Source organism: Shewanella saliphila (assembly GCF_014648295.1).
Classification (GTDB): domain Bacteria; phylum Pseudomonadota; class Gammaproteobacteria; order Enterobacterales; family Shewanellaceae; genus Shewanella; species Shewanella saliphila.
On sequence record NZ_BMQV01000014.1, the window covers coordinates 25,356 to 44,146 of the forward strand.

Genomic DNA, 18,791 nt, shown 5'->3' on the forward strand with positions numbered 1-18,791 from the left:
GACCCTCTATACGTCTTGGTACAGGTCTCTGTTTTAATGTTTAAAATGTTATACCTATTTGCCATGCTAACCCACAGAGAATAAAGCAACAACCCTCGAGCATATCGATTGGCGAATCTTCACCAAATATGCTAAGTTTGCGCCCACAAATGAGGCTCAATTTAACCCCAGGATGCAATAATACTTGTATTGTATGGCAGTTAAGTTACTCAGTCTGTGAAATCATCCCTGTTTTGGAGGCCCTTTGAATCAAATTCAGTCCGAAAAAAGCATTATTCGGTTAGATAAGTGGCTTTGGGCGGCACGATTTTATAAAACTCGCGCCATCGCAAAAGATATGATTAACGGCGGTAAAGTACATTACAACGGTCAAAGGACTAAATCCAGTAAGAATGCTGAAGTTGGTGCGAAAATTCGCCTGCGCCAAGGCAATGATGACAAAGAAGTTATCATTAAGGTGTTATCAGGTCATCGACAGAGCGCAAGCATCGCGCAAACCTTGTATGAAGAACCCCCCGAAAGCATTAGCAAACGTATAATCAACGCTGAAGCTCGGCGACTTAATATTTTGAATAATCCGGCACCAGATCATAAGCCGGATAAAAAACAACGACGACAGCTTATGCGCTTTAAAGATTGTTAAGCGCCTAACAGAGTTAAGAGAGTAAAGATGAACAACGATATTTTACACCGCTATCTTTTTGACGACGCCGATGTTCGCGGTGAAATCGTGCAACTTGAAAACAGCTACCAAGAAGTGCTTTCAGCCCACGACTATCCAGTAGCATTACAACAGTTGCTAGGCGAGCTTATGGCTGCTACTTCACTATTAACTGCAACCATTAAGTTTACCGGCGACATCAGCGTGCAATTGCAAGGCGACGGCCCAGTATCTCTTGCCGTTATAAATGGTAATAATGAGCAAGTATTACGCGGTGTCTCGCGCTGGAAAGGTGAGATAGCCGACGATGCCAGCTTACAAGAGATGTTTGGCAAGGGCTACATGGTGATTACCCTTACACCAGATGAAGGTGAACGCTACCAGGGTATCGTATCGCTAGACCACGTTAACTTAGCAGCTTGTTTAGAAGAATATTTTAATCAATCTGAACAGTTACCAACACAAATTCAATTGTTTGCTAACGGCAAACAAGCTGCAGGTATGTTATTACAAGTGTTACCTACCAAATCAGAGCAAAATGATGACTTTGAACACTTATCAACATTAACCGCCACAATTAAAGCAGAAGAGCTATTTACACTTGAAGCGCCAGAAGTGTTGCATCGCTTATACCATCAAGAAGAAGTGCGTTTATTTGACCCTGTCGATGTAACGTTTAAGTGTACTTGTTCACGCGATCGCAGCGCTGCCGCGATTAAAACGCTTTCTCAAGCAGAAATTGAAGCAATTTTAGCTGAAGATGACAAAATTGATATGGGTTGTGAATACTGCAACCAGGTTTATACCTTTGATGCTATCGACGTTGCTGCGCTATATGCGGGCAGTCACAGTAGCGATGCAAAGCAGTAAACCCAAAAAGATCTAAAAAACGTAATTAATTACATAAAAAAGCGCGAAAGCGCTTTTTTTGTGCCTAAACATAGTCAACAAAAGTACTAAACATCAAAAACTTTCACAAAAATTACCAAACTGTACGTTACCAATGCCTAAACATCAGTTACAATCGCCCTCGTTAGCTCACAGCCATCGTGCAATAACAATAATCGAGCTAATCACAACATAATAATATCGACTAAAGCGAATACCGACCTAAAAGACATGGAGATCAACACTATGGCGGATTTAACACACAGCGTTAACCTTAACCCTACGACAGCACAGCTTGTTGAAATCGCGCTTCTTCGTGGAGAAGGTCAGCTAACCGCCAATGGTGCATTAGTGGCTAAAACGGGCGAAAGAACAGGTCGTTCCCCTAACGACCGTTTTATTGTAAAAGATTCAACTACCGAGGCAGATGTAGAATGGGGCAACGTAAACCGCCCATTTGATGCAGGTAAATTTGATGCATTATGGGGCCGTGTTGAAACTTACCTGGCAGACAAAGAACTGTTTATGTCTGAACTCGAAGTTGGCGCCGATGATGAGCATTACATTCCGGTTCGTGTCACCACGGAATATGCATGGCATCAAATTTTTGCCCGCAACCTGTTTATCATTCCAACCGTGTTTAACCGCAACAACAAAGACACGTGGCAAATTATTAATGCGCCAGGGTTTGTGTGCGATCCTGAACGCGATGGTACCAACTCTGATGCGGCAGTAATTCTTAACTTCGCTGAACGTAAAGTGCTACTGGCAGGCTTGAAATACGCTGGCGAAATGAAAAAATCGATGTTCTCAGTGCAAAACTTTTTACTCCCAGCGAAGGGCGTATTACCTATGCATTGCTCAGCAAACGTCGGACACGATGGCGATACAACGTTATTTTTTGGCTTATCGGGCACGGGTAAAACAACCCTATCTGCCGATCCTAAGCGTTTGCTCATTGGTGATGATGAACACGGTTGGGCTCCCGGCGGAGTATTTAACATTGAAGGCGGTTGCTACGCCAAATGCATCGACTTAAGCCAAAAAAATGAGCCAGTAATTTGGGATGCGATTCGGTTTGGCACCGTATTAGAAAACGTGGTGCTTGATGAGCAACGTGTACCGGACTATAACGACACCAGCTTAACTGAAAACAGCCGCGCGGCTTACCCACTTGAGCATATTGCCCAACGCAAAGAAGAAAACCGCGGTGCCGAACCTCATGCTGTTGTGTTTTTAACTTGCGATGTATCTGGTGTACTACCGCCGGTATCAGTACTGAGTAAAGAACAAGCCGCTTACCACTTTTTATCAGGCTACACAGCAAAAGTAGGCTCTACTGAAATGGGTTCAACCTCAGCCATTCAGTCGACCTTCTCTACCTGTTTTGGTGCGCCATTCTTCCCTCGCCCTGCGGGTGTATACGCAGAGCTACTTATGCAGCGTATTGAATCGTTTGGTAGCCAAGTTTACTTGGTTAATACAGGATGGACCGGCGGCCCACATGGCGTAGGTAAACGTTTTGATATTCCAACCACTCGCGCCATTGTCGACGCCATTGTCAGTGGTGAGCTAAAAGATGTTGAAACAGTTCATATTGAAAAACTTAACCTACACGTACCAGTGGCAGTTTCAGGGGTAGACAGCACATTATTGAACCCTGTTAACACATGGGAAAACGCAGCAGATTATGACAAGTTTGCTCAGCAACTAGCGCAAGAGTTCAGCGAAAACTTTGCTAAATATCAAGTGTCAGATGCGATTAAACAGGCTGGCCCGAAAGTATAAAATGTCACTAGGTTAAGCAAATTAGAAACCACAAAAATCCCAACTTTAGTTGGGATTTTTTTATTTTTCAGCCTCATATTCCCGCAGAGGTAATGCTATGATGTCATATCAATTTACCCCCCCAACATCATTACTTTGAGGTCTTCATGCGTCGTTTTTTGCTTGCTAGTTTATGGGTCAGTCCTTTGTTATTTTGTGTCACAGCCAATGCAACGACAGAACAACAAGCACAGCCCACATCGCTCATCAGCATCGCGCCAGCAAATACCTTCACCAACGACAGCATATTGCCGCCGATTCAGCCTTGGTCAGGTGCCAGTGAAACCTTACTAATGGCGGCAGACCAACCCTGGACAACCCCTTTTGAACAACAAGGGTACCTCAGCAGCCCAAACTATGACGACACCATGGCGTGGTTAGATAAATTGGTCGACAGTAGCGATTTATTACACAAAGTTAGCCTAGGGAAAAGCCCTCAAGGACGCGACATTTGGATGATAGTTGCCTCAAGTGAAGGTGCCGAAACGGCAACGGCATTATCCAACAACGACAAAGCAACGGTACTGGTACAAGCGGGGATCCATTCGGGAGAAATTGACGGAAAAGATGCTGGGATGATGTTGCTAAGAGACATTAGCCACGGCAACAAAAGAGCGTTACTTGAAAACGTTAATTTTTTATTTATACCCATATTAAGCGTTGACGCACATGAGCGAAGCAGTCAATACAACCGCGTTAATCAGCGTGGCCCAATTAATATGGGGTGGCGAACCACGGCAAATAACCTCAACTTAAACCGCGATTATGCCAAAGCCGATGCGTTAGAGATGCAACACCTGATCCGCGCCATCAATATTTGGCAACCCGACCTCTACATTGATGTGCACGTTACTGATGGTATTGACTACCAATATGATGTCACCTTTGGTTACAACGTAAAGCAAGGTTACAGCCCAAGCAGCTTTACTTGGTTAGAAACGATTTATCGCCCTGCGATAGAAGCCGCCTTGACTGAGCAAGGCCATATTCCAGGGCCATTAGTGTTTGCGATAGATAATGCCGACATGGCTAAAGGCGTGTCGTTATGGAACCCTAGCCCACGCTTTTCCAATGGATATGGTGATGCTCGCCACTTACCAACAATTTTAATCGAAAATCACAGCCTAAAACCTTATAAGCAAAGAGTGCTAGGCACTTATGTAATGCTAGAACAAACACTGAAAACGGTCGCTCAAAATAGCACCAAATTAAAATCTGCTATTTATGAAGATAAATACCGTAACCCAAGCAAAATAACCTTAACCTGGAAAAGCGAAACGCTGCCGCAAGGCCGAGACTTTAAAGGAATTGATTATCGAATTGAACCTAGCCCAATTAGCGGGGCAGATGTAGTGCGTTGGACGGGTGAACCTAAGCTGTATGCCAATCTTCCTGTTGTGGCCAACACCAAAGCAGATGTGATTGTGTCGCGCCCGGTTGCTTATTACATTCCACCGCAATGGACAAAGGTCATTGAGCGCTTGTCTTTACATGGTATTCGTATGAGTAAATTGACCAAGCCAACGTCTATTGTTGCCCAGCAGTATCAATTTAGTGACCCTGTATTTTCAAACGCTGATTATGAAGGTCATCAAACGGTTACCGCTAACACCAGTCGTCATAAAATCACCACTCTATTACCCGCTGGCACAATCCGCATTGCAACAGACCAACCTCTGGGCGATTTAGCCATTTTATTACTTGAACCACAAGCTAAAGACTCATTGTTTTATTGGGGGTTTTTCAACACTATTTTTACTCGCACAGAATACATTGAAGACTATGCGGTAGAGCCTCTTGCGGCAAAAATGTTAGCCGGAAACCCTGCATTACAAAGTGAATTTGAGCAAGCATTGACTGACCCAACCTTTGCCAATGACAGCAAGGCCAGATTGAGATGGTTTTATCAGCGTAGTCCTTATTATGATAATCAGTATCTAATGTATCCGGTATTACGCGCGGCAAAGTAAGCTCCAGCGCTTAACAAAACACAACAGATGCCAAGGCTTGTGTCCCTTGGCTTAACATGAGTGTCACTCACGGCATCGAAAATGCGGTGCTCAACGCTGTTGTTTAGCGCTAAATTGGTCTATCAGCTGCAGCTTTTGTAATCGAGACAACTTTTTTACTGCTATCTCACGTTTAAGCGCTGAGCTACGGTCAACAAGCGTCTCTTGGTACATCAAAGTTAATGGGCCTTTGCCTTTTAAAAACTTAGCCGCTTTGGGTCCACCACTTTGGTGCTCAGCAAAACGCCGAGTAACATCTGTTGTTACCCCAGTGTATAAATGCGAATTAGCACAGCGAATAATGTATAGATACCATGAAGAAACTGCATCAGTTTGTGACATAAGCGAGAAAAACCTTAAGTATGATCATAAAACTCTTTTACCATCATGGCATACTAAGCGCTATTAATAGCGAACATCATTTTTAACTCAGGCACTAAAAAAGTGCCTAAGGTATTCATTAAGGAAGTTCAGATGCCAAACAATCAAGACCCTTGCGCGCAACCTAAGCTAATGCATCCAGATCAAGCCATTGAACAATTATTAGCGCAAGTTGATGCAACCCAAGATACCGAGTTAGTGACATTAAACAATGCCATCGACCGCGTTTTAGCAGAAGACTTAGCATCAAGTATCGACTTACCTCCGTTTGACAACTCAGCAATGGACGGTTTCGCATTCCGTTATGTCGATTTAGATCTCTCACAAGATAAAACTACACTCACTCTTATCGGAAGTTCTTTTGCAGGCCATCCTTTTAAAGGCAAAGTGCAACCTAATAGCTGCATCCGTATTATGACCGGCGCTCCTGTTCCTGCTGGGTATGACACGGTACAAATGCAAGAAGAGACTCAAGCAGACGGCGACAGTATCACGATTGTACATCCCAAAAAACTCGGCGCCAATGTGCGTGGTCGTGGTGAAGAATTATTGGCAGGCACCAAAGTATTACATCGTGGTGTCACCATTCGTGCTGCAGAAATGGGGGTATTAGCCACCATCGGGATTAACCAAGTACGTGTTACCCGTAAATTAAAAGTGGCATTTTTCTCAACTGGTGATGAGTTACGCCCTGTTGGTAGTGAGCTGTCACCAGGACAAATTTACGATTCAAACCGTTATTCAATTCAAGGTTTATTGAGCAAAAGTCACATTGAATGGATTGATTTAGGCGTTATTACCGATGATAAAGAAGCCATACGCGGCGCCTTTAAAGAAGCCGCCAGTAAAGCGGATATGGTACTGACATCTGGCGGTGTATCTGTAGGCGATGCTGACTATACTAAACAAATATTATCTGAAGAAGGCCAAATCACCTTTTGGAAACTCGCCATCAAACCAGGTAAGCCCTTTGCTTTTGGTAAAATAGATAATGCAATTTTTTGTGGTTTACCGGGCAACCCTGTGTCTTCAATGGTGACGTTTTATAAATTAGTGTTACCCATTTTAAACAAAATGCAGGGCATTACGCCTAAGGCACCGTTATTGTGCCAGGCGACACTGCAAACCGACACCCGTAAACATCCTGGTCGAGTAGAATATCAACGTGGCATTTTAAGCCGTAATGCCTCTGGTGAGCTCGAAGTGTCCATAACCGGAGGCCAAGGTTCAGGCATGTTAACCTCGATGAGCTTAGCTAATTGCTTTGTGATTTTAGAGCAATTCCAAGGCGACTTAGCCAAAGGTAATACAGTCACCGTAGAACCTTTTAACAGCGTGCTGTGCTAGGAGAATTATGCAGTCTGAAGACCAAGAAATATTAACCGACAATGAAATGCTGCGCTATAGCCGTCAAATCTCCATTAAAGCCATGGATATCGACGGTCAAGAAAAGCTCAAATTAGCAAAAGTACTCATTATTGGTGCTGGCGGTTTGGGCTGCGCAGCAAGCCAATACCTAGCTGTTGCCGGTGTTGGCGAAATGACGATAGTCGACTTTGATCGTGTTGAACTGTCTAACCTGCAACGTCAAGTACTGCACTTTGATGCTAATGTCGGCCAGGCCAAGGTAGATTCAGCCAAACAAACATTGGCTCAACTTAATCCGTTAATTATCATCAACGCTATCAATAAATTGCTAGATGACGATGAAATTAATCAGCTCGTTAGCCAGCACAGTTTAGTGCTTGACTGCACAGACAATGTATTAGTGCGTGAGCAGCTAAATAGAAGTTGTTTTGACCACAAAGTGCCATTGGTGTCTGCGGCAGCAATTCGGATGGAAGGCACAGTCACAGTATTTGATTATCAAGATGATAGCCCTTGTTATCAATGCTTTAGCGCGCTATTTGGCGAGCAGCAATTAACCTGTGTAGAATCGGGTATTTTAGCACCGGTTGTCGGAATGATTGGCTGTATTCAAGCCACCGAAGCCATTAAGGTTATCAGCGGATTAGGACAACCATTGGCAGGAAAACTGTTAATGGTTGATGCCATGACAATGGAATTTAGATCGTTAAAACTGCCTAAGCAGCCACATTGTAAAATATGCGGTAATCCCCTGCCAAAGAGCGAGTAAGATCTACTGCAGTGAGAGGGCGAGAAGCGCTAGCTAGATATCGTCCCTCTACTGCTCTGTAGAGCATTGATTAACGTCGCCGTTGAGCAATGCTTGTTGTGCTAACCTTTCACGTTCAGCTTTTGATACATAAGCGGGCTTATTAGTGCTATGCAGTTTAGCATTGGCTTTTTTGGCTTTTGCCTTAAGCGTTTGATTGATTTTCTTTTTACGGTTCATATTGGCCACATCATCGACTCGATAAGTTGCTCATTATAACGTTTAAGCCGCATAACCTCTATTGAGATCGAGTGATTGCAATTAACCAACTTACAGAACCATTATTAGTTTGAAATGGTTATAGATCTTCTTGTAGCACAACCCAAAGAGCGTGGATTAAACCCGGAATAAAAAAGAAAAAGCACAATAACACATTGATCAATAGATCTTTACCTAAGCCTTTTTTCAAAAAAACGGCTAAAGGTGGAAGCAAGATTGCGATAATTACCAGTAATAACTTATTTGTATCCATTTATCATCCTTAATTGTTTGCTTAATTCAGTGATTGCAATTATAAAAACAGTAACTGACATCATTTGTTTATGATGTGAATTTACCCTAACATTTTGCTACCCAGTTCACAAAATTTCTATGGACCAGAAACTGTAGCATTCTATTCACGGTACGTTGTTAAATACTAATAGGTCATATGGAAGATAACCAAAGTATTATTTTTGTTCAATTTTTTTTCTTAATTGGCACTAGCTGTACAATTGCATGGGCCCTGTATGCTGGCGTATTTCGTATTGCCCCTAAAGCCAGTTGGCGCTTTGCTTTTGCCAATTTACTGACCGTAATAGGCATTTTACTCTATACCCAACGCACCACAGAAGTTAACTATTTGTATTGGTTCGTGGCCGATATGACTATTTTGCTGGGATTTGCTTTCGCGCGATGGGGTTGCCAATACTTGTTTAAGCAGCCCGTGTCTTATCTCTTCGACCTGGTTGCTCTAGCCATTTGCGGCTTATTAATGTTAATGGTACCCCCTTCACTTGGTTACGCTGTCTATTTAGTGATTTTAATGAGCGTCACTGCTGCTGTGTTACTCTCTTTAATGGGGCTTGATAATGTCAGAGCAGCCAGAAAACATCTCTCTATCTACTATGCCACACTGATAAACGCACCGTTTTTTTTGATGGCATCGTTATTTTTAATTCGCGCTCTTGCCCTGTTTATCTACCCTGAAAAGTTAGCTAATTTATCTGCCGCAGATAAATTAAACTCCCCTTTGGTGATGTGGAGTTACATCATTTTATTACTGATAAGTAACCTTGTATTGTATGGCAATGCATTAACGCGCTTAGTCTTCAAAGTGGCCAGTTTAGCCAATAAAGACCAACTGACAGGACTATGGAATCGCCATGCATTACTGAAAAAATTAGAAGAAGTTGACGCCCTATGGCAGCGTAACGGCTTAGCTTATAGCATCCTCGTGCTCGACCTAGACCACTTTAAACAAATTAATGATACCTATGGTCATCTTGCAGGCGACCTTATCATCAAAAACACGGCAAAAGTGTTGCAGCAATCGTTACGCAAAATTGACTTTATTTGTCGTTATGGCGGTGAAGAGTTTTTAATTATTTTGCCGTTAACTGCAGATAATGATGCTCTTGTCGTAGCACAAAAAATTCAAACTAAAATTAATAACAGCTCTATTTTGTGGCAAAAAAATACCGTCTCGGTGTCATTAAGTATCGGTTATGTCACCAGTAAACCGCATCTCAGTGTAGAGCAGTTATTACAATTAGCTGATGACGCTATGTATATCGCCAAAAACAATGGCCGTAATACTATTAGGACCTGTTGATCTTTCAAGGTTATTTTTGCAGCGAATTGTTGGCCATTATTCACATTTACAACTGCGCGGCAGAGACTTCGAGGTGTAGTTATTCTACATAAAAAGTCGATAACGCAGTAAAAATGGCCAACAAACGCTGCCCGAAGGGTTCGGCTAAAAACGTTTTACTCTTTGTTGAATGAATCTTTGCGAATAAAGGGTTGCTTAGATGACTAGGCATCAATCCATTCGCCTCGATTAAAACGTTTTTAACTCGAACAAAATTTAACCAGCAAAGAACAACAGGCCCTAACACCAAACAATATGCATCGTCAGACAACGTCGAGCTAAGTCAGTAATATTATGATAATGCATAACGCCGTGAGTTAGCGTTTGCTCGGCCAGGGCAATCGCTCAGGTTGATCCCATTGCTCGTTAACTAGTTGAACAAACGACTCATCAACAAACTGATCCCCGTGAAGTGGTAATTGTTCAAACGCATATTGCTGGCCTAAATAGTTAAAATGCACACAATACGCATGCAAGTAGCAGCGATCACTGTCATCTTTACCGTAAAGCGTATCGCCTAAAATAGGCACGCCAATGCTCGCCAGCGCAACACGTAGTTGATGGGTTTTACCACTTAAAGGTTTGAGTAAATAGCCACGTTTACCTTCACTGAGACTGGCACAAAAAAACTGCGTCATAGCTGGGTTGTCTGTAGTGCGAAGCAATTTGTACATACTTCGGCGAGATTTCGCCATATCACCGACTATCCAACCTTGTTTCTTTTTAGGCTTACCTAATGCGATGGCTAAGTAGTATTTTTGCACCTGATGAGCGGTAAACATTTGGGTAAAAACATTGGCCGCTTGTGGGGTTCTGGCCACAATAAGCAAGCCTGAGGTGGGAGTGTCTAGTCGATGGACCGGATACAATTTATACCCTAAATCCGCTTCGGCTTGAGCGATAACCCCTGCGGTGCCATCTTGGCTATGAAAATGCACATTAGGGTCTTTATTTATCACAATAAAGTCATCTTGCTCGCTCAGCAGTTGATACATGGATGGATCCAACTCAATCAAAGCCAACAACTGAGTCGCTGACTATTTAAAATGAATATTAACTAACAACCCTGGGTTATTGTCGTGTAATGAAATAGTGGCTTTATGACGCGATAAAATGGCTTTTACCATCGACAAGCCCAAGCCAGTCCCTTTGTAGTGACGGCTCGGGTCTAGACGCACAAGGCGGTCAAATACTCGCTCTTTATCTTCATCAACAATCCCTGGGCCATTATCACTAATTTGGATATGTTTACCACGCTGCTTAATGCAAATGGATGCACCAACCGGTGAATACTTAATTGCATTATCGACCAGATTAAATAGCGCTTGGAATAACAGGTATTTATCACCATTAATCTGCACGTCATTTTCAAGTGAAATGTCTAGCACCTGGTCGCGAGACTCGGCAATCACTTCGGCCATTTCAAATAAGTCTTGGCAAATTTGTTGTAAGCTCACTGGTTGTAAATCGAGCGTTTGCTGGCCTTCTTCTATTCGAGTTAATGACAACATTGCATCGAAGGTGCCTAAACAATGGTCTAACTCTTCAAGTAACTCTGCGCTAGCATCGGCCAGCTCGTTGGTGGGTTTGTCAGCGAGCTGTTCAATACCTATTCGCAAATGCGATAGCGGCGTACGCAGGTCATGGGCGATATTATCTGTCACGCCCCGCACCGCACGTAAGTTTTGTTCTAGGGTGTCTAACACTAAATTAAATTGTCGCGCTAGCATATCAAACTCATCCTGGCTGTCGCTGACAGGCAAGCGAGTTTCGTAATGTCCGGCCTCAATTTGCTCGCTCAAACGGTTATATTCGACCAGTCGTCTAAGGATGGCTTTTGAGAAAATATACCCCAACGCCAGCGTTAAGCCTAAAGTGAATGCCACCGCCCAAAATGCCGCATTGATAAACTTTTCAATGAGAGTTGCTAGGTGATCGGTACGGGTGGCAATCAATACAGGGCCGTAACGGGTAATCACCAGGCCACCGGTCAAAATATGTAATTTATCAGGGCCACCGGTAAAAATAGGAAAGTCTTTGGTTTCGGGGAGTTGCGGCATGTTTTCAGGCAAAAAAGTTAATGCCCCAACCATGTCGACACTGTTACGCCATGCAATTAATGCGGTTTTAGGATCGGCGGCGCGAATTTGCGCCGCAAAACTGCGGCGATTCACGGTTAACGCTAACTGCTGATATCGCTGCATTTCGGCGGCTAGGTGCTTATCTACCTGGTTTTGTTGTTCAATGACCAACTGTCGATAAAGGCTTAATACCAACATCACAATTAAAATGGTCACTAACGTCGAGAAGATAAGCGTGATGCGCCACGCACTACTTTGATAAGGCTTAATGGCCTTTGCAGAGGCGATAACCCGCACCCCTTACTGTTTCAATTAACTCACCGTGTCCAAGTTCTTCAAACTTACGACGCAGTTTTGCAATATGCACATCAATCACATTGGTACGAGGGTCAAAGTGGTAATCCCACACCGCTTCAAACAACAGTGTACGGCTTATCACTTGGTTAGGATGTTCCATGAGGTATTTGAGTAACTGAAACTCTTTTGGTTGCAGCATTAACTCGTTGTCATCGAGGGTCACTTTACGCGTTAGCAGCTCCATTTTTAAGCCGCCGACTTCAATATCGGTAGCCGCGGGTTCGATAACATTACGTTGAACCAGTTTCTCAGCACGCACCAATAACTCAGCAAATGCAAACGGCTTGGTCATGTAGTCATCACCGCCGGCACGCAAGCCTTTTACGCGCTCATCTACATGGCTTAATGCGGATAAAATGAGTACCGGTGTTTTGTTACCGCTGGTGCGTAAGGCTGACAATAACGTCAAACCATCAAGCTTAGGTAACATACGGTCTAAAATGAGTAAGTCGTACTGATTGTGCTTGGCTAATGTTAAGCCTTCTTGGCCATCAGTCGCACTGTCTACTTGGTAATTTTGTGCAGTAAATCCGTCGGCCACATATTTTAACGTAGTGGCATCATCTTCAACCAATAAAATACGCTTAGTCATAGAGTCTTTAATCCCATTTGAGCAGTGGAAGTGGACGCAGGGTTTCAATGTCGAAAGCAATGGTATTTTTACTATCTTGATTGAGTAATTTTAGTTCGAGATAACTAATAGATAAGTCGTGGTCCAATTCCGCTTGCGTTAAGTATCCTTGTTGATCTTCAATCGCTAAAGCAACCAGCGCAGAAAACGTCATGTGCTTAGCTTGTAACATTTTAGCGGCATTCACAGAGCCGATATCGTCAGAATTATAAGCAGATGATTTTTCGGTTAGCAGTACACCATCTAACGCTCGGTACTGGTATTTACTGATTTCTCGCGCTTCTACGTTAACCATAGAAATCTTGTAAACCAGTAACCCTTCTTCCACATCAACATCAAAGTCACATATTGTGCCTTTGTCTTGTTGTTCTAATTGCTCCATGACCACAATGGGTTTGAGAAACTCACCGTTGATCAATAAAGTGTGCATCGACGGCGTAGCCATCACGGCACAAGGAAGAAAGCATATTGCTAATAGCAACCGAACCATCACTAGCCTCTATTTGATTGAAAATTTTATTACAGCACTACTCTACCTAAGAGCGGCCAAAGTCCCAAGAAATCTAAGATTAATAATTGATCATAAACACCGTAAAACAAGGCCTTCGAGCTTAAATCAACTTGAATTAAGGGGTGTTTAAGATATGAATTTGCTCAGACTTTAACGCGATGGTGGTATGCACTCCGCTTTGCAGACCTAACTTTTCGACTAAGTGGGTCGGCACGTCAGCATTAAGCACTGAACCAATCCCCATAACAGCTGCGATAACACGTGACGATTCGCCCATGACCAATACCGACTCGATCATGACATCAAGCTTATTGATGCTTTTACATAAACGGCCACTGCTGATGGCATTAAAACGAATCCCCTGATTAGGAATAACCCAGCGGATTGGTTGGCCCTTTGTCAATGGTGGCGCGCTGTCACTGATAATGAGCTCTTCACCGAGTTTAAACCAGGTCATGTTTCGCTCAATATCTTGCTCAACCACTTCACCATCAAAAATATTACGCAAGCCCATTTGGCGAGCCACCGCTTCATCATAAGGATGTGACAGCACTTCAAAAGGTTGACCTTGTTGGAGCATTTTGCCTTGGCTTATTAACATCATTTTATCGGCGAGCAATAACGCCTCATGGATGTCGTGAGTCACCATCACCACTGGAATGGACAGCTGTTGCTTTAACCTAGCAAGTTCAATGTACAAACGTTCGCGGGTTTCACGGTCAACCGCCGAAAAAGGCTCGTCGAGTAATAAAATGGCTGGCTCACGAGCCAATGCCCTCGCCAACGCCACACGTTGACGCTGACCCCCCGAAAGTTGCGCAGGCAAACGGTTAGGCAAGCCATGTAAATTAACCCGCTCTAGCCAATCTAAAGCACGCTGTTTACGTTCTGACTTAGGGATATGGTCAAGCCCTGCTATCACATTATCTAACGCCGACAAATGCGGAAATAGGCCAAAATGTTGTGGCATATAGCCAATATGGCGCTGCTGCGGTGTTAACGTCACAGCCTCTGCAGAATCAAACCATAAAGCATCACCACATTGAATACGGCCTTGCTTGGGGATTGTTAGCCCAGCAATCATTCTTAGTAAGGTGGTTTTACCACCCCCCGAAGGCCCTACTACCGCTAACACTTCACCGGCTTTACAGGTAAAGTTTGCCGCCAATGGGATGGGCAACTCCTGGCTAATATGACAAACAAGATCAGCGTTGTGTGGCATTAAGGCCTCCTAAACGCCGCGACATACTGGTTGTTAGTGCCAAAGAACTCACCGCAAACAGCAACAATACCAATGACATCATGCCTGCGGAGTCAAAGTCGAAGGCTTGCACACTGTCATAAATGGCTATTGAGATCGTTTTGGTTTCGCCAGCAATATTACCGCCGAGCATCAATACCACACCAAATTCACCTAACACATGGGAGAAGCACAGCACTAATGCAGTTAATACACCAGGCCATACCATAGGTAACTCGACTTTAAGAAAGATCCGCATACGGCTCATACCACAGCAAGCTGCTGCGTCGCGAATATCAATTGGAATGGTTTCATAAGCACGCTGTATCGGCTGCACAGCAAAGGGAATATTGACAATAATGGAGGCTATCACTAGCCCAGAGAAATTAAACACCAGTTGTTGGCCAAAAAGCTGCTCAGCAAGGCCGCCGATGAAGCTTTGATTACCCAGACCCACCAGCAAGTAATAACCAATGACAGTCGGCGGCAACACTAAGGGCACTAAAATTAATGCTTCTAACCATGATTTACCGCGAAATTGAAAGTACGCCAACCCTCGGCCGATGATGATCGCCAACGGAATTAACAACAACACAGTAAAGCTACTGAGTTTGACCGACAGCAACAGCGCTTGCCAATCCATTAGTCGAGCTTCTCTGTTGCTTGCGGTAAATTAAAGCCAAACTCGCTTAGCACTTTTTGCGCTTGTGGGCTTTGCATGTATTGATAAAAGCGCATTGCGGTTTCAGAAGCATTTGGCATTAATGCCATGCGTTGATTTAATGGCTGGTATAAATGTTCAGGAATAACCACATGGTTAGCCAACTGAGTAAATTGCGGCGCAAGCACCAAGGACAAAGGTACGATGCCACCTTGAGTCGAACCACTAATGGTAAACTGAGCGGCTTGTGACGCGTTTTCACCAAAAATGAGCTTAGGTTGCACAGCATCCCATAACCCTTTGGCTTTTAGCACCTCTCGGGCGCGTTCACCGTATGGCGCATGATCGGGATTGGCTATCGCAAAGCGTTTAAGCTTACCGTCGGTAATAAATTGCCCCAATCCCACCAACTCAGCATCAAGAATTAACGGTGATTGTTTTGGGGCTGCCAGTGCTAAGCGGCCGATGGCATAAATAACTCCAGCATCTTGGGTATAACCCGCCTTATGCAATTGCTCTATATAAAACTCATCGGCACTGAGCATCATTTCAAAGGGGGCGCCGTGTTGAATTTGAGTGATAAAGTTGCCAGATGAGCCATAACTGATACGAACAGACAAACCGGTTTGTTGTTTGAAATCTTTGGCGATGTCATCAAGGGCAAATTTAATATTTGCTGCGGCAGCGATGGCTGGAGTATCGGCAGCTTGAGCAACATGAGTCGGCAATATCACACTCAATAGACCCAATATTAGCGTGAAGGCAATAGCGTAACACTGGCTTTTGAAACGCTCACCATGAGTAAAAACAGATAACGAAGTAGAAAACATTAATAACTGACCTTATTGGTTGAGCAAACAACGGCAGAATATTAGTTAGATTATTTTTGCCACACTATTTTTGCCACATTTTAGCCGCTTGCTCATCACTGTCACGAGCTTCGACCCATTTACTGCCAGTATCATTGGCTTCAAGTTTCCAAAATGGTGCTTTGGTCTTTAAAAAATCAATTAAAAACTCACATGCAGCAAAGGCAGCCTTACGATGAGCACTGGTGACACCGATAAACACAATCTGCTCACCTAGCGCCATCGTGCCGACACGGTGAATAATGGTCACCTTGTTTAATGGCCAGCGCTCACGTGCTTGTTGGCAAATTTGATCTAAGACTGACTCGGTCATGCCTGGGTAATGCTCTAACGTTAAATCAGTCACTGCGCTGCCATCATTAAAATCGCGCACTTTACCAATAAAATTGACCACAGCACCATCTTGGTTGTCATTGGCTAGTAAGGCATATTCGTCAGCCACACTAAAGTCCTGAGTTTGCACTCTAACAGTTGTTACATTTGTCATGACTACCCCCCTGTTACTGGAGGGAAAAAGGCAACTTCATCACCGGCTTTTATCTGGGTATCCCATTGGCTTATCGTTTGATTTACTGCAACAAGTAGCTTATCCGAAGTGAGCACTTTAGCCCATTTATCATCGGTTGCAGCTAACGCTGCGCGTAGTTCTTCTGTGGTATGGATATTGGCGCTACTGTGCTCCACTTTCGCGGTACCGAGTAACTCGCGGACTTGCGCAAAAAATAATATTTGGATCATAGTGGTCTCTCAATACATTAATTTGATGACAATAAATAACTTAACTAGCCAATATTAAGCAGTAAAGTGGCCAGATTTTCCGCCGCGTTTTTCTAGTAATCTCACCTGCGAGATAATCATGTCTTTTTGCACCGCTTTACACATATCGTAAATGGTTAACGCAGCCACAGACGCAGCGGTTAACGCTTCCATTTCAACACCGGTTTTACCAGATAATTTGCACAAGCTAGTGATATGGACACGGTTATGTTCTGGCTGAGCTTCAAGCTCAACTTCCACTTTGGTTAACATTAAAGGATGGCATAACGGAATAAGATCTGAAGTCTTTTTAGCGGCTTGAATACCAGCAATACGCGCTGTAGCAAACACATCACCTTTATGGTGGCTACCGCTCATGATCATCGTTAATGTATCTGCGGCCATGTCGATATATGCTTCAGCTCTGGCTTCGCGTTCGGTCACGGCTTTCTCAGTGACATCGACCATGTGAGCATTGCCATCGGCATTAATGTGGGTGAAACGATTACTCATGATATGAATACCTTATCAAATAGAATTTGTAGGTTAACGACACTTATTTTGAGCTAAGAAAGGTGGCGACTAGCCACCAATAGAGGCTAGATGCTTCGTCACGCCAGTAATGCCTTGATGCAGAAAGTGAGTTTCTTTCTTTTGCTCTAATTGGCCATGCAAGCGAGTGATTAGTTCATCACGTTGCGATGGTTCTTGCAGTAAGTCGCGTAGATCAACGCCATTTTCAGTAAATAAGCACAAGTGCAATTTACCTTTGGCAGAGACTCTAAGGCGATTACAACTGGCGCAAAAGTTTTTGGCGTACGGCATAATCAGGCCAATACGGCCTTGATAATCACTGTGACTGAAGTTTTGTGCGGGGCCATCATCTGCACTCGGTAAATCGTATAACCAGCCTTCTTGCTCAAGCTGCTTTTTAATGTCGATACCGGCCAAGTGATGGGCATTGAAATAGTCACGACCTAGGCCTGTCTCCATCAGTTCAATGAAGCGCAAATCAATAGGCGTGTGTTTAATCCAATGTAAAAAACGCGGTAAATCTTTATCGTTTAAGCCTTTCAATAACACCGCATTAATTTTGACTCGTTCAAACCCCGCCTCAAGTGCTGCATCAATACCACGCATCACTTGGTCGAATTTATTTTCACCGGTAATTTGGTAAAACATTTTTGGGTCTAAGCTGTCTACTGAGACATTAATACGGCGCAAACCTGCGTCATACCATTCTTTTGCATGCTGCTGTAAACGATAACCATTAGTGGTCATTGCCACTGTATTGACATTAGGGTTATCAGCAACGATGCGCACGATATCAGTAAAATCTTTGCGAAGGGTCGGCTCGCCACCTGTGATACGAATTTTTTGCGTGCCCACAGCAGCAAATCCCGCTACGAGATTTTCAATTTCGTTGAGCGTTAAAAAAGTCGGTTTGCCATCAGGGCGATAGCCATCGGGCAGGCAATAGCTGCATTTGAAATTACAAACGTCAGTGACTGACATCCGTAAATAATGAAATTTTCGTCCAAAATTGTCTTGTAACTGGGACATGTTAACCTTTCCAAGTGTGGGAGGTAAGTGCATTTCTTTACTCACCCCGGTGGCAAAATTACCACGGCAAAATGCCCATATCATTGACGTAGGACAAAAAGCTCGGAGAACCGTCAGACCTAATTATAGGCTTATTTGTAGGTTTACAAATACCCCTTTAGATGAATATCTTATTCAAAATCACTAAATCGTTAACTATTTGTGACTCGACTCACGCTGATAAGATTGTGTTTGCCCCTGTGACAAAAGCAAATTTTGCGGTAAGGTGAGTAAAAGGATAAACGATCGTTTAACTATCGTGATAAAAAAACAATAAACCCGCACGCTA

General features: G+C 43.6%; 20 protein-coding genes, 1 pseudogene and 1 riboswitch. Of the genes and pseudogenes, 7 read left to right on the plus strand and 14 right to left on the minus strand.

The window, feature by feature from the left end:
- Window positions 1-244: 244 nt before the first annotated feature.
- The 4 genes from hslR (at window position 245) to IEY48_RS08675 (ending at window position 5,346) form a co-directional block, all read left to right on the plus strand.
- The gene (gene hslR / locus IEY48_RS08660) at window positions 245-643 is read left to right on the plus strand and encodes a ribosome-associated heat shock protein Hsp15 (protein WP_188919318.1); all 399 of its coding nucleotides are present in this window, start codon (window positions 245-247) and stop codon (window positions 641-643) included.
- A 27-nt stretch (window positions 644-670) separates the two neighbouring features.
- A complete protein-coding gene (gene hslO, locus IEY48_RS08665; RefSeq protein ID WP_188919320.1) occupies window positions 671-1,531 on the plus strand; it encodes an Hsp33 family molecular chaperone HslO in 861 nt (286 codons plus the stop codon).
- Window positions 1,532-1,780: 249 nt separating this feature from the next.
- A complete protein-coding gene (locus IEY48_RS08670; RefSeq protein WP_188919322.1) occupies window positions 1,781-3,337 on the plus strand; it encodes a phosphoenolpyruvate carboxykinase in 1,557 nt (518 codons plus the stop codon).
- Between the two features lie 146 nt (window positions 3,338-3,483).
- Window positions 3,484-5,346, plus strand: a complete 1,863-nt coding sequence (locus IEY48_RS08675) for a M14 family metallopeptidase (protein WP_188919324.1) — start codon at window positions 3,484-3,486, stop codon at window positions 5,344-5,346.
- A gap of 90 nt (window positions 5,347-5,436) precedes the next feature.
- On the opposite strand, the pseudogene IEY48_RS08680 reads toward IEY48_RS08675, so the two are convergent.
- Window positions 5,437-5,709: pseudogene (locus IEY48_RS08680) on the minus strand (GIY-YIG nuclease family protein); the annotation flags it as partial.
- Between the two features lie 150 nt (window positions 5,710-5,859).
- Here IEY48_RS08680 and moeA point away from each other — a divergent pair.
- On the plus strand, window positions 5,860-7,113 hold the full coding sequence (moeA, locus tag IEY48_RS08685) for a molybdopterin molybdotransferase MoeA (protein WP_188919328.1): 1,254 nt from the start codon (window positions 5,860-5,862) through the stop codon (window positions 7,111-7,113).
- A 7-nt stretch (window positions 7,114-7,120) separates the two neighbouring features.
- The gene (gene moeB, locus IEY48_RS08690) at window positions 7,121-7,903 is read left to right on the plus strand and encodes a molybdopterin-synthase adenylyltransferase MoeB (RefSeq protein ID WP_188919330.1); all 783 of its coding nucleotides are present in this window, start codon (window positions 7,121-7,123) and stop codon (window positions 7,901-7,903) included.
- Window positions 7,904-7,951: 48 nt separating this feature from the next.
- Here the strand turns inward: moeB and IEY48_RS08695 are convergent, their stop codons facing one another.
- Window positions 7,952-8,122: a DUF2986 domain-containing protein gene (locus IEY48_RS08695; protein ID WP_188919332.1), complete on the minus strand. Its 171-nt coding sequence runs from the start codon at window positions 8,120-8,122 to the stop codon at window positions 7,952-7,954.
- Window positions 8,123-8,240: 118 nt separating this feature from the next.
- Window positions 8,241-8,414 carry a YqaE/Pmp3 family membrane protein gene (locus tag IEY48_RS08700; protein WP_160055483.1) on the minus strand — a complete coding sequence of 58 codons (174 nt, stop codon included), beginning with the start codon at window positions 8,412-8,414 and terminating at the stop codon, window positions 8,241-8,243.
- 177 nt (window positions 8,415-8,591) lie between these two features.
- Between IEY48_RS08700 and IEY48_RS08705 the strand changes: the two genes are divergently transcribed.
- A complete protein-coding gene (locus IEY48_RS08705; protein WP_188919334.1) occupies window positions 8,592-9,755 on the plus strand; it encodes a GGDEF domain-containing protein in 1,164 nt (387 codons plus the stop codon).
- Between the two features lie 356 nt (window positions 9,756-10,111).
- On the opposite strand, the gene IEY48_RS08710 is transcribed toward IEY48_RS08705, so the two are convergent.
- From IEY48_RS08710 to moaA, 11 genes are all read right to left on the minus strand, one after another.
- Window positions 10,112-10,789 (minus strand): TIGR01621 family pseudouridine synthase, encoded by a 678-nt coding sequence (locus IEY48_RS08710; protein WP_188919335.1) that lies wholly within the window; start codon window positions 10,787-10,789, stop codon window positions 10,112-10,114.
- Window positions 10,790-10,831: 42 nt separating this feature from the next.
- Window positions 10,832-12,073, minus strand: a complete 1,242-nt coding sequence (locus tag IEY48_RS08715; protein WP_283106223.1) for a sensor histidine kinase — start codon at window positions 12,071-12,073, stop codon at window positions 10,832-10,834.
- Between the two features lie 67 nt (window positions 12,074-12,140).
- On the minus strand, window positions 12,141-12,824 hold the full coding sequence (locus IEY48_RS08720) for a response regulator transcription factor (RefSeq protein WP_188919337.1): 684 nt from the start codon (window positions 12,822-12,824) through the stop codon (window positions 12,141-12,143).
- Window positions 12,825-12,831: 7 nt separating this feature from the next.
- Entirely contained in the window at window positions 12,832-13,293 is a 462-nt protein-coding gene (locus IEY48_RS08725; protein ID WP_229786373.1) for a hypothetical protein, read from the minus strand.
- A gap of 196 nt (window positions 13,294-13,489) precedes the next feature.
- The gene (locus IEY48_RS08730; RefSeq protein WP_188919341.1) at window positions 13,490-14,596 is read right to left on the minus strand and encodes an ABC transporter ATP-binding protein; all 1,107 of its coding nucleotides are present in this window, start codon (window positions 14,594-14,596) and stop codon (window positions 13,490-13,492) included.
- Complete coding sequence (gene modB, locus IEY48_RS08735; RefSeq protein WP_188919343.1) at window positions 14,580-15,257, minus strand: molybdate ABC transporter permease subunit; 678 nt, start codon at window positions 15,255-15,257, stop codon at window positions 14,580-14,582. Before modB ends, IEY48_RS08730 begins: the two co-directional genes overlap by 17 nt.
- Window positions 15,257-16,105 carry a molybdate ABC transporter substrate-binding protein gene (modA, locus tag IEY48_RS08740; RefSeq protein WP_188919345.1) on the minus strand — a complete coding sequence of 283 codons (849 nt, stop codon included), beginning with the start codon at window positions 16,103-16,105 and terminating at the stop codon, window positions 15,257-15,259. The genes modB and modA overlap by 1 nt, the downstream gene beginning before the upstream one ends.
- A gap of 64 nt (window positions 16,106-16,169) precedes the next feature.
- The gene (gene moaE, locus IEY48_RS08745) at window positions 16,170-16,631 is read right to left on the minus strand and encodes a molybdopterin synthase catalytic subunit MoaE (protein ID WP_188919347.1); all 462 of its coding nucleotides are present in this window, start codon (window positions 16,629-16,631) and stop codon (window positions 16,170-16,172) included.
- A 2-nt stretch (window positions 16,632-16,633) separates the two neighbouring features.
- Window positions 16,634-16,882 carry a molybdopterin synthase sulfur carrier subunit gene (moaD, locus tag IEY48_RS08750; RefSeq protein WP_188919349.1) on the minus strand — a complete coding sequence of 83 codons (249 nt, stop codon included), beginning with the start codon at window positions 16,880-16,882 and terminating at the stop codon, window positions 16,634-16,636.
- 54 nt (window positions 16,883-16,936) lie between these two features.
- The gene (moaC, locus tag IEY48_RS08755; protein ID WP_373293719.1) at window positions 16,937-17,368 is read right to left on the minus strand and encodes a cyclic pyranopterin monophosphate synthase MoaC; all 432 of its coding nucleotides are present in this window, start codon (window positions 17,366-17,368) and stop codon (window positions 16,937-16,939) included.
- Window positions 17,369-17,482: 114 nt separating this feature from the next.
- On the minus strand, window positions 17,483-18,463 hold the full coding sequence (gene moaA / locus IEY48_RS08760; protein WP_188919353.1) for a GTP 3',8-cyclase MoaA: 981 nt from the start codon (window positions 18,461-18,463) through the stop codon (window positions 17,483-17,485).
- A riboswitch (molybdenum cofactor riboswitch) is annotated at window positions 18,451-18,583 on the minus strand. (Overlaps the previous gene by 13 nt.)
- Window positions 18,584-18,791: the final 208 nt, after the last annotated feature.

Bases quoted from the DNA above. Each gene is read 5' to 3' on its own strand.
- IEY48_RS08670 (WP_188919322.1), top strand. From the start codon at position 1,781: ATGGAGATCAACACTATGGCGGATTTAACACACAGCGTTAACCTTAAC.
- modB (WP_188919343.1), bottom strand. From the start codon at position 15,257: ATGGATTGGCAAGCGCTGTTGCTGTCGGTCAAACTCAGTAGCTTTACT.
- IEY48_RS08695 (WP_188919332.1), bottom strand. From the start codon at position 8,122: ATGAACCGTAAAAAGAAAATCAATCAAACGCTTAAGGCAAAAGCCAAA.
- modA (WP_188919345.1), bottom strand. From the start codon at position 16,105: ATGTTTTCTACTTCGTTATCTGTTTTTACTCATGGTGAGCGTTTCAAA.
- moaC (WP_373293719.1), bottom strand. From the start codon at position 17,368: ATGGTCGATGTCACTGAGAAAGCCGTGACCGAACGCGAAGCCAGAGCT.
- moaD (WP_188919349.1), bottom strand. From the start codon at position 16,882: ATGATCCAAATATTATTTTTTGCGCAAGTCCGCGAGTTACTCGGTACC.
- IEY48_RS08725 (WP_229786373.1), bottom strand. From the start codon at position 13,293: ATGCACACTTTATTGATCAACGGTGAGTTTCTCAAACCCATTGTGGTC.
- IEY48_RS08675 (WP_188919324.1), top strand. From the start codon at position 3,484: ATGCGTCGTTTTTTGCTTGCTAGTTTATGGGTCAGTCCTTTGTTATTT.
- moaA (WP_188919353.1), bottom strand. From the start codon at position 18,463: ATGTCCCAGTTACAAGACAATTTTGGACGAAAATTTCATTATTTACGG.
- moeB (WP_188919330.1), top strand. From the start codon at position 7,121: ATGCAGTCTGAAGACCAAGAAATATTAACCGACAATGAAATGCTGCGC.
- moaE (WP_188919347.1), bottom strand. From the start codon at position 16,631: ATGACAAATGTAACAACTGTTAGAGTGCAAACTCAGGACTTTAGTGTG.
- IEY48_RS08710 (WP_188919335.1), bottom strand. From the start codon at position 10,789: ATGTATCAACTGCTGAGCGAGCAAGATGACTTTATTGTGATAAATAAA.
- moeA (WP_188919328.1), top strand. From the start codon at position 5,860: ATGCCAAACAATCAAGACCCTTGCGCGCAACCTAAGCTAATGCATCCA.
- hslO (WP_188919320.1), top strand. From the start codon at position 671: ATGAACAACGATATTTTACACCGCTATCTTTTTGACGACGCCGATGTT.
- IEY48_RS08720 (WP_188919337.1), bottom strand. From the start codon at position 12,824: ATGACTAAGCGTATTTTATTGGTTGAAGATGATGCCACTACGTTAAAA.
- IEY48_RS08730 (WP_188919341.1), bottom strand. From the start codon at position 14,596: ATGCCACACAACGCTGATCTTGTTTGTCATATTAGCCAGGAGTTGCCC.
- IEY48_RS08705 (WP_188919334.1), top strand. From the start codon at position 8,592: ATGGAAGATAACCAAAGTATTATTTTTGTTCAATTTTTTTTCTTAATT.
- IEY48_RS08700 (WP_160055483.1), bottom strand. From the start codon at position 8,414: ATGGATACAAATAAGTTATTACTGGTAATTATCGCAATCTTGCTTCCA.
- IEY48_RS08715 (WP_283106223.1), bottom strand. From the start codon at position 12,073: ATGTTGGTATTAAGCCTTTATCGACAGTTGGTCATTGAACAACAAAAC.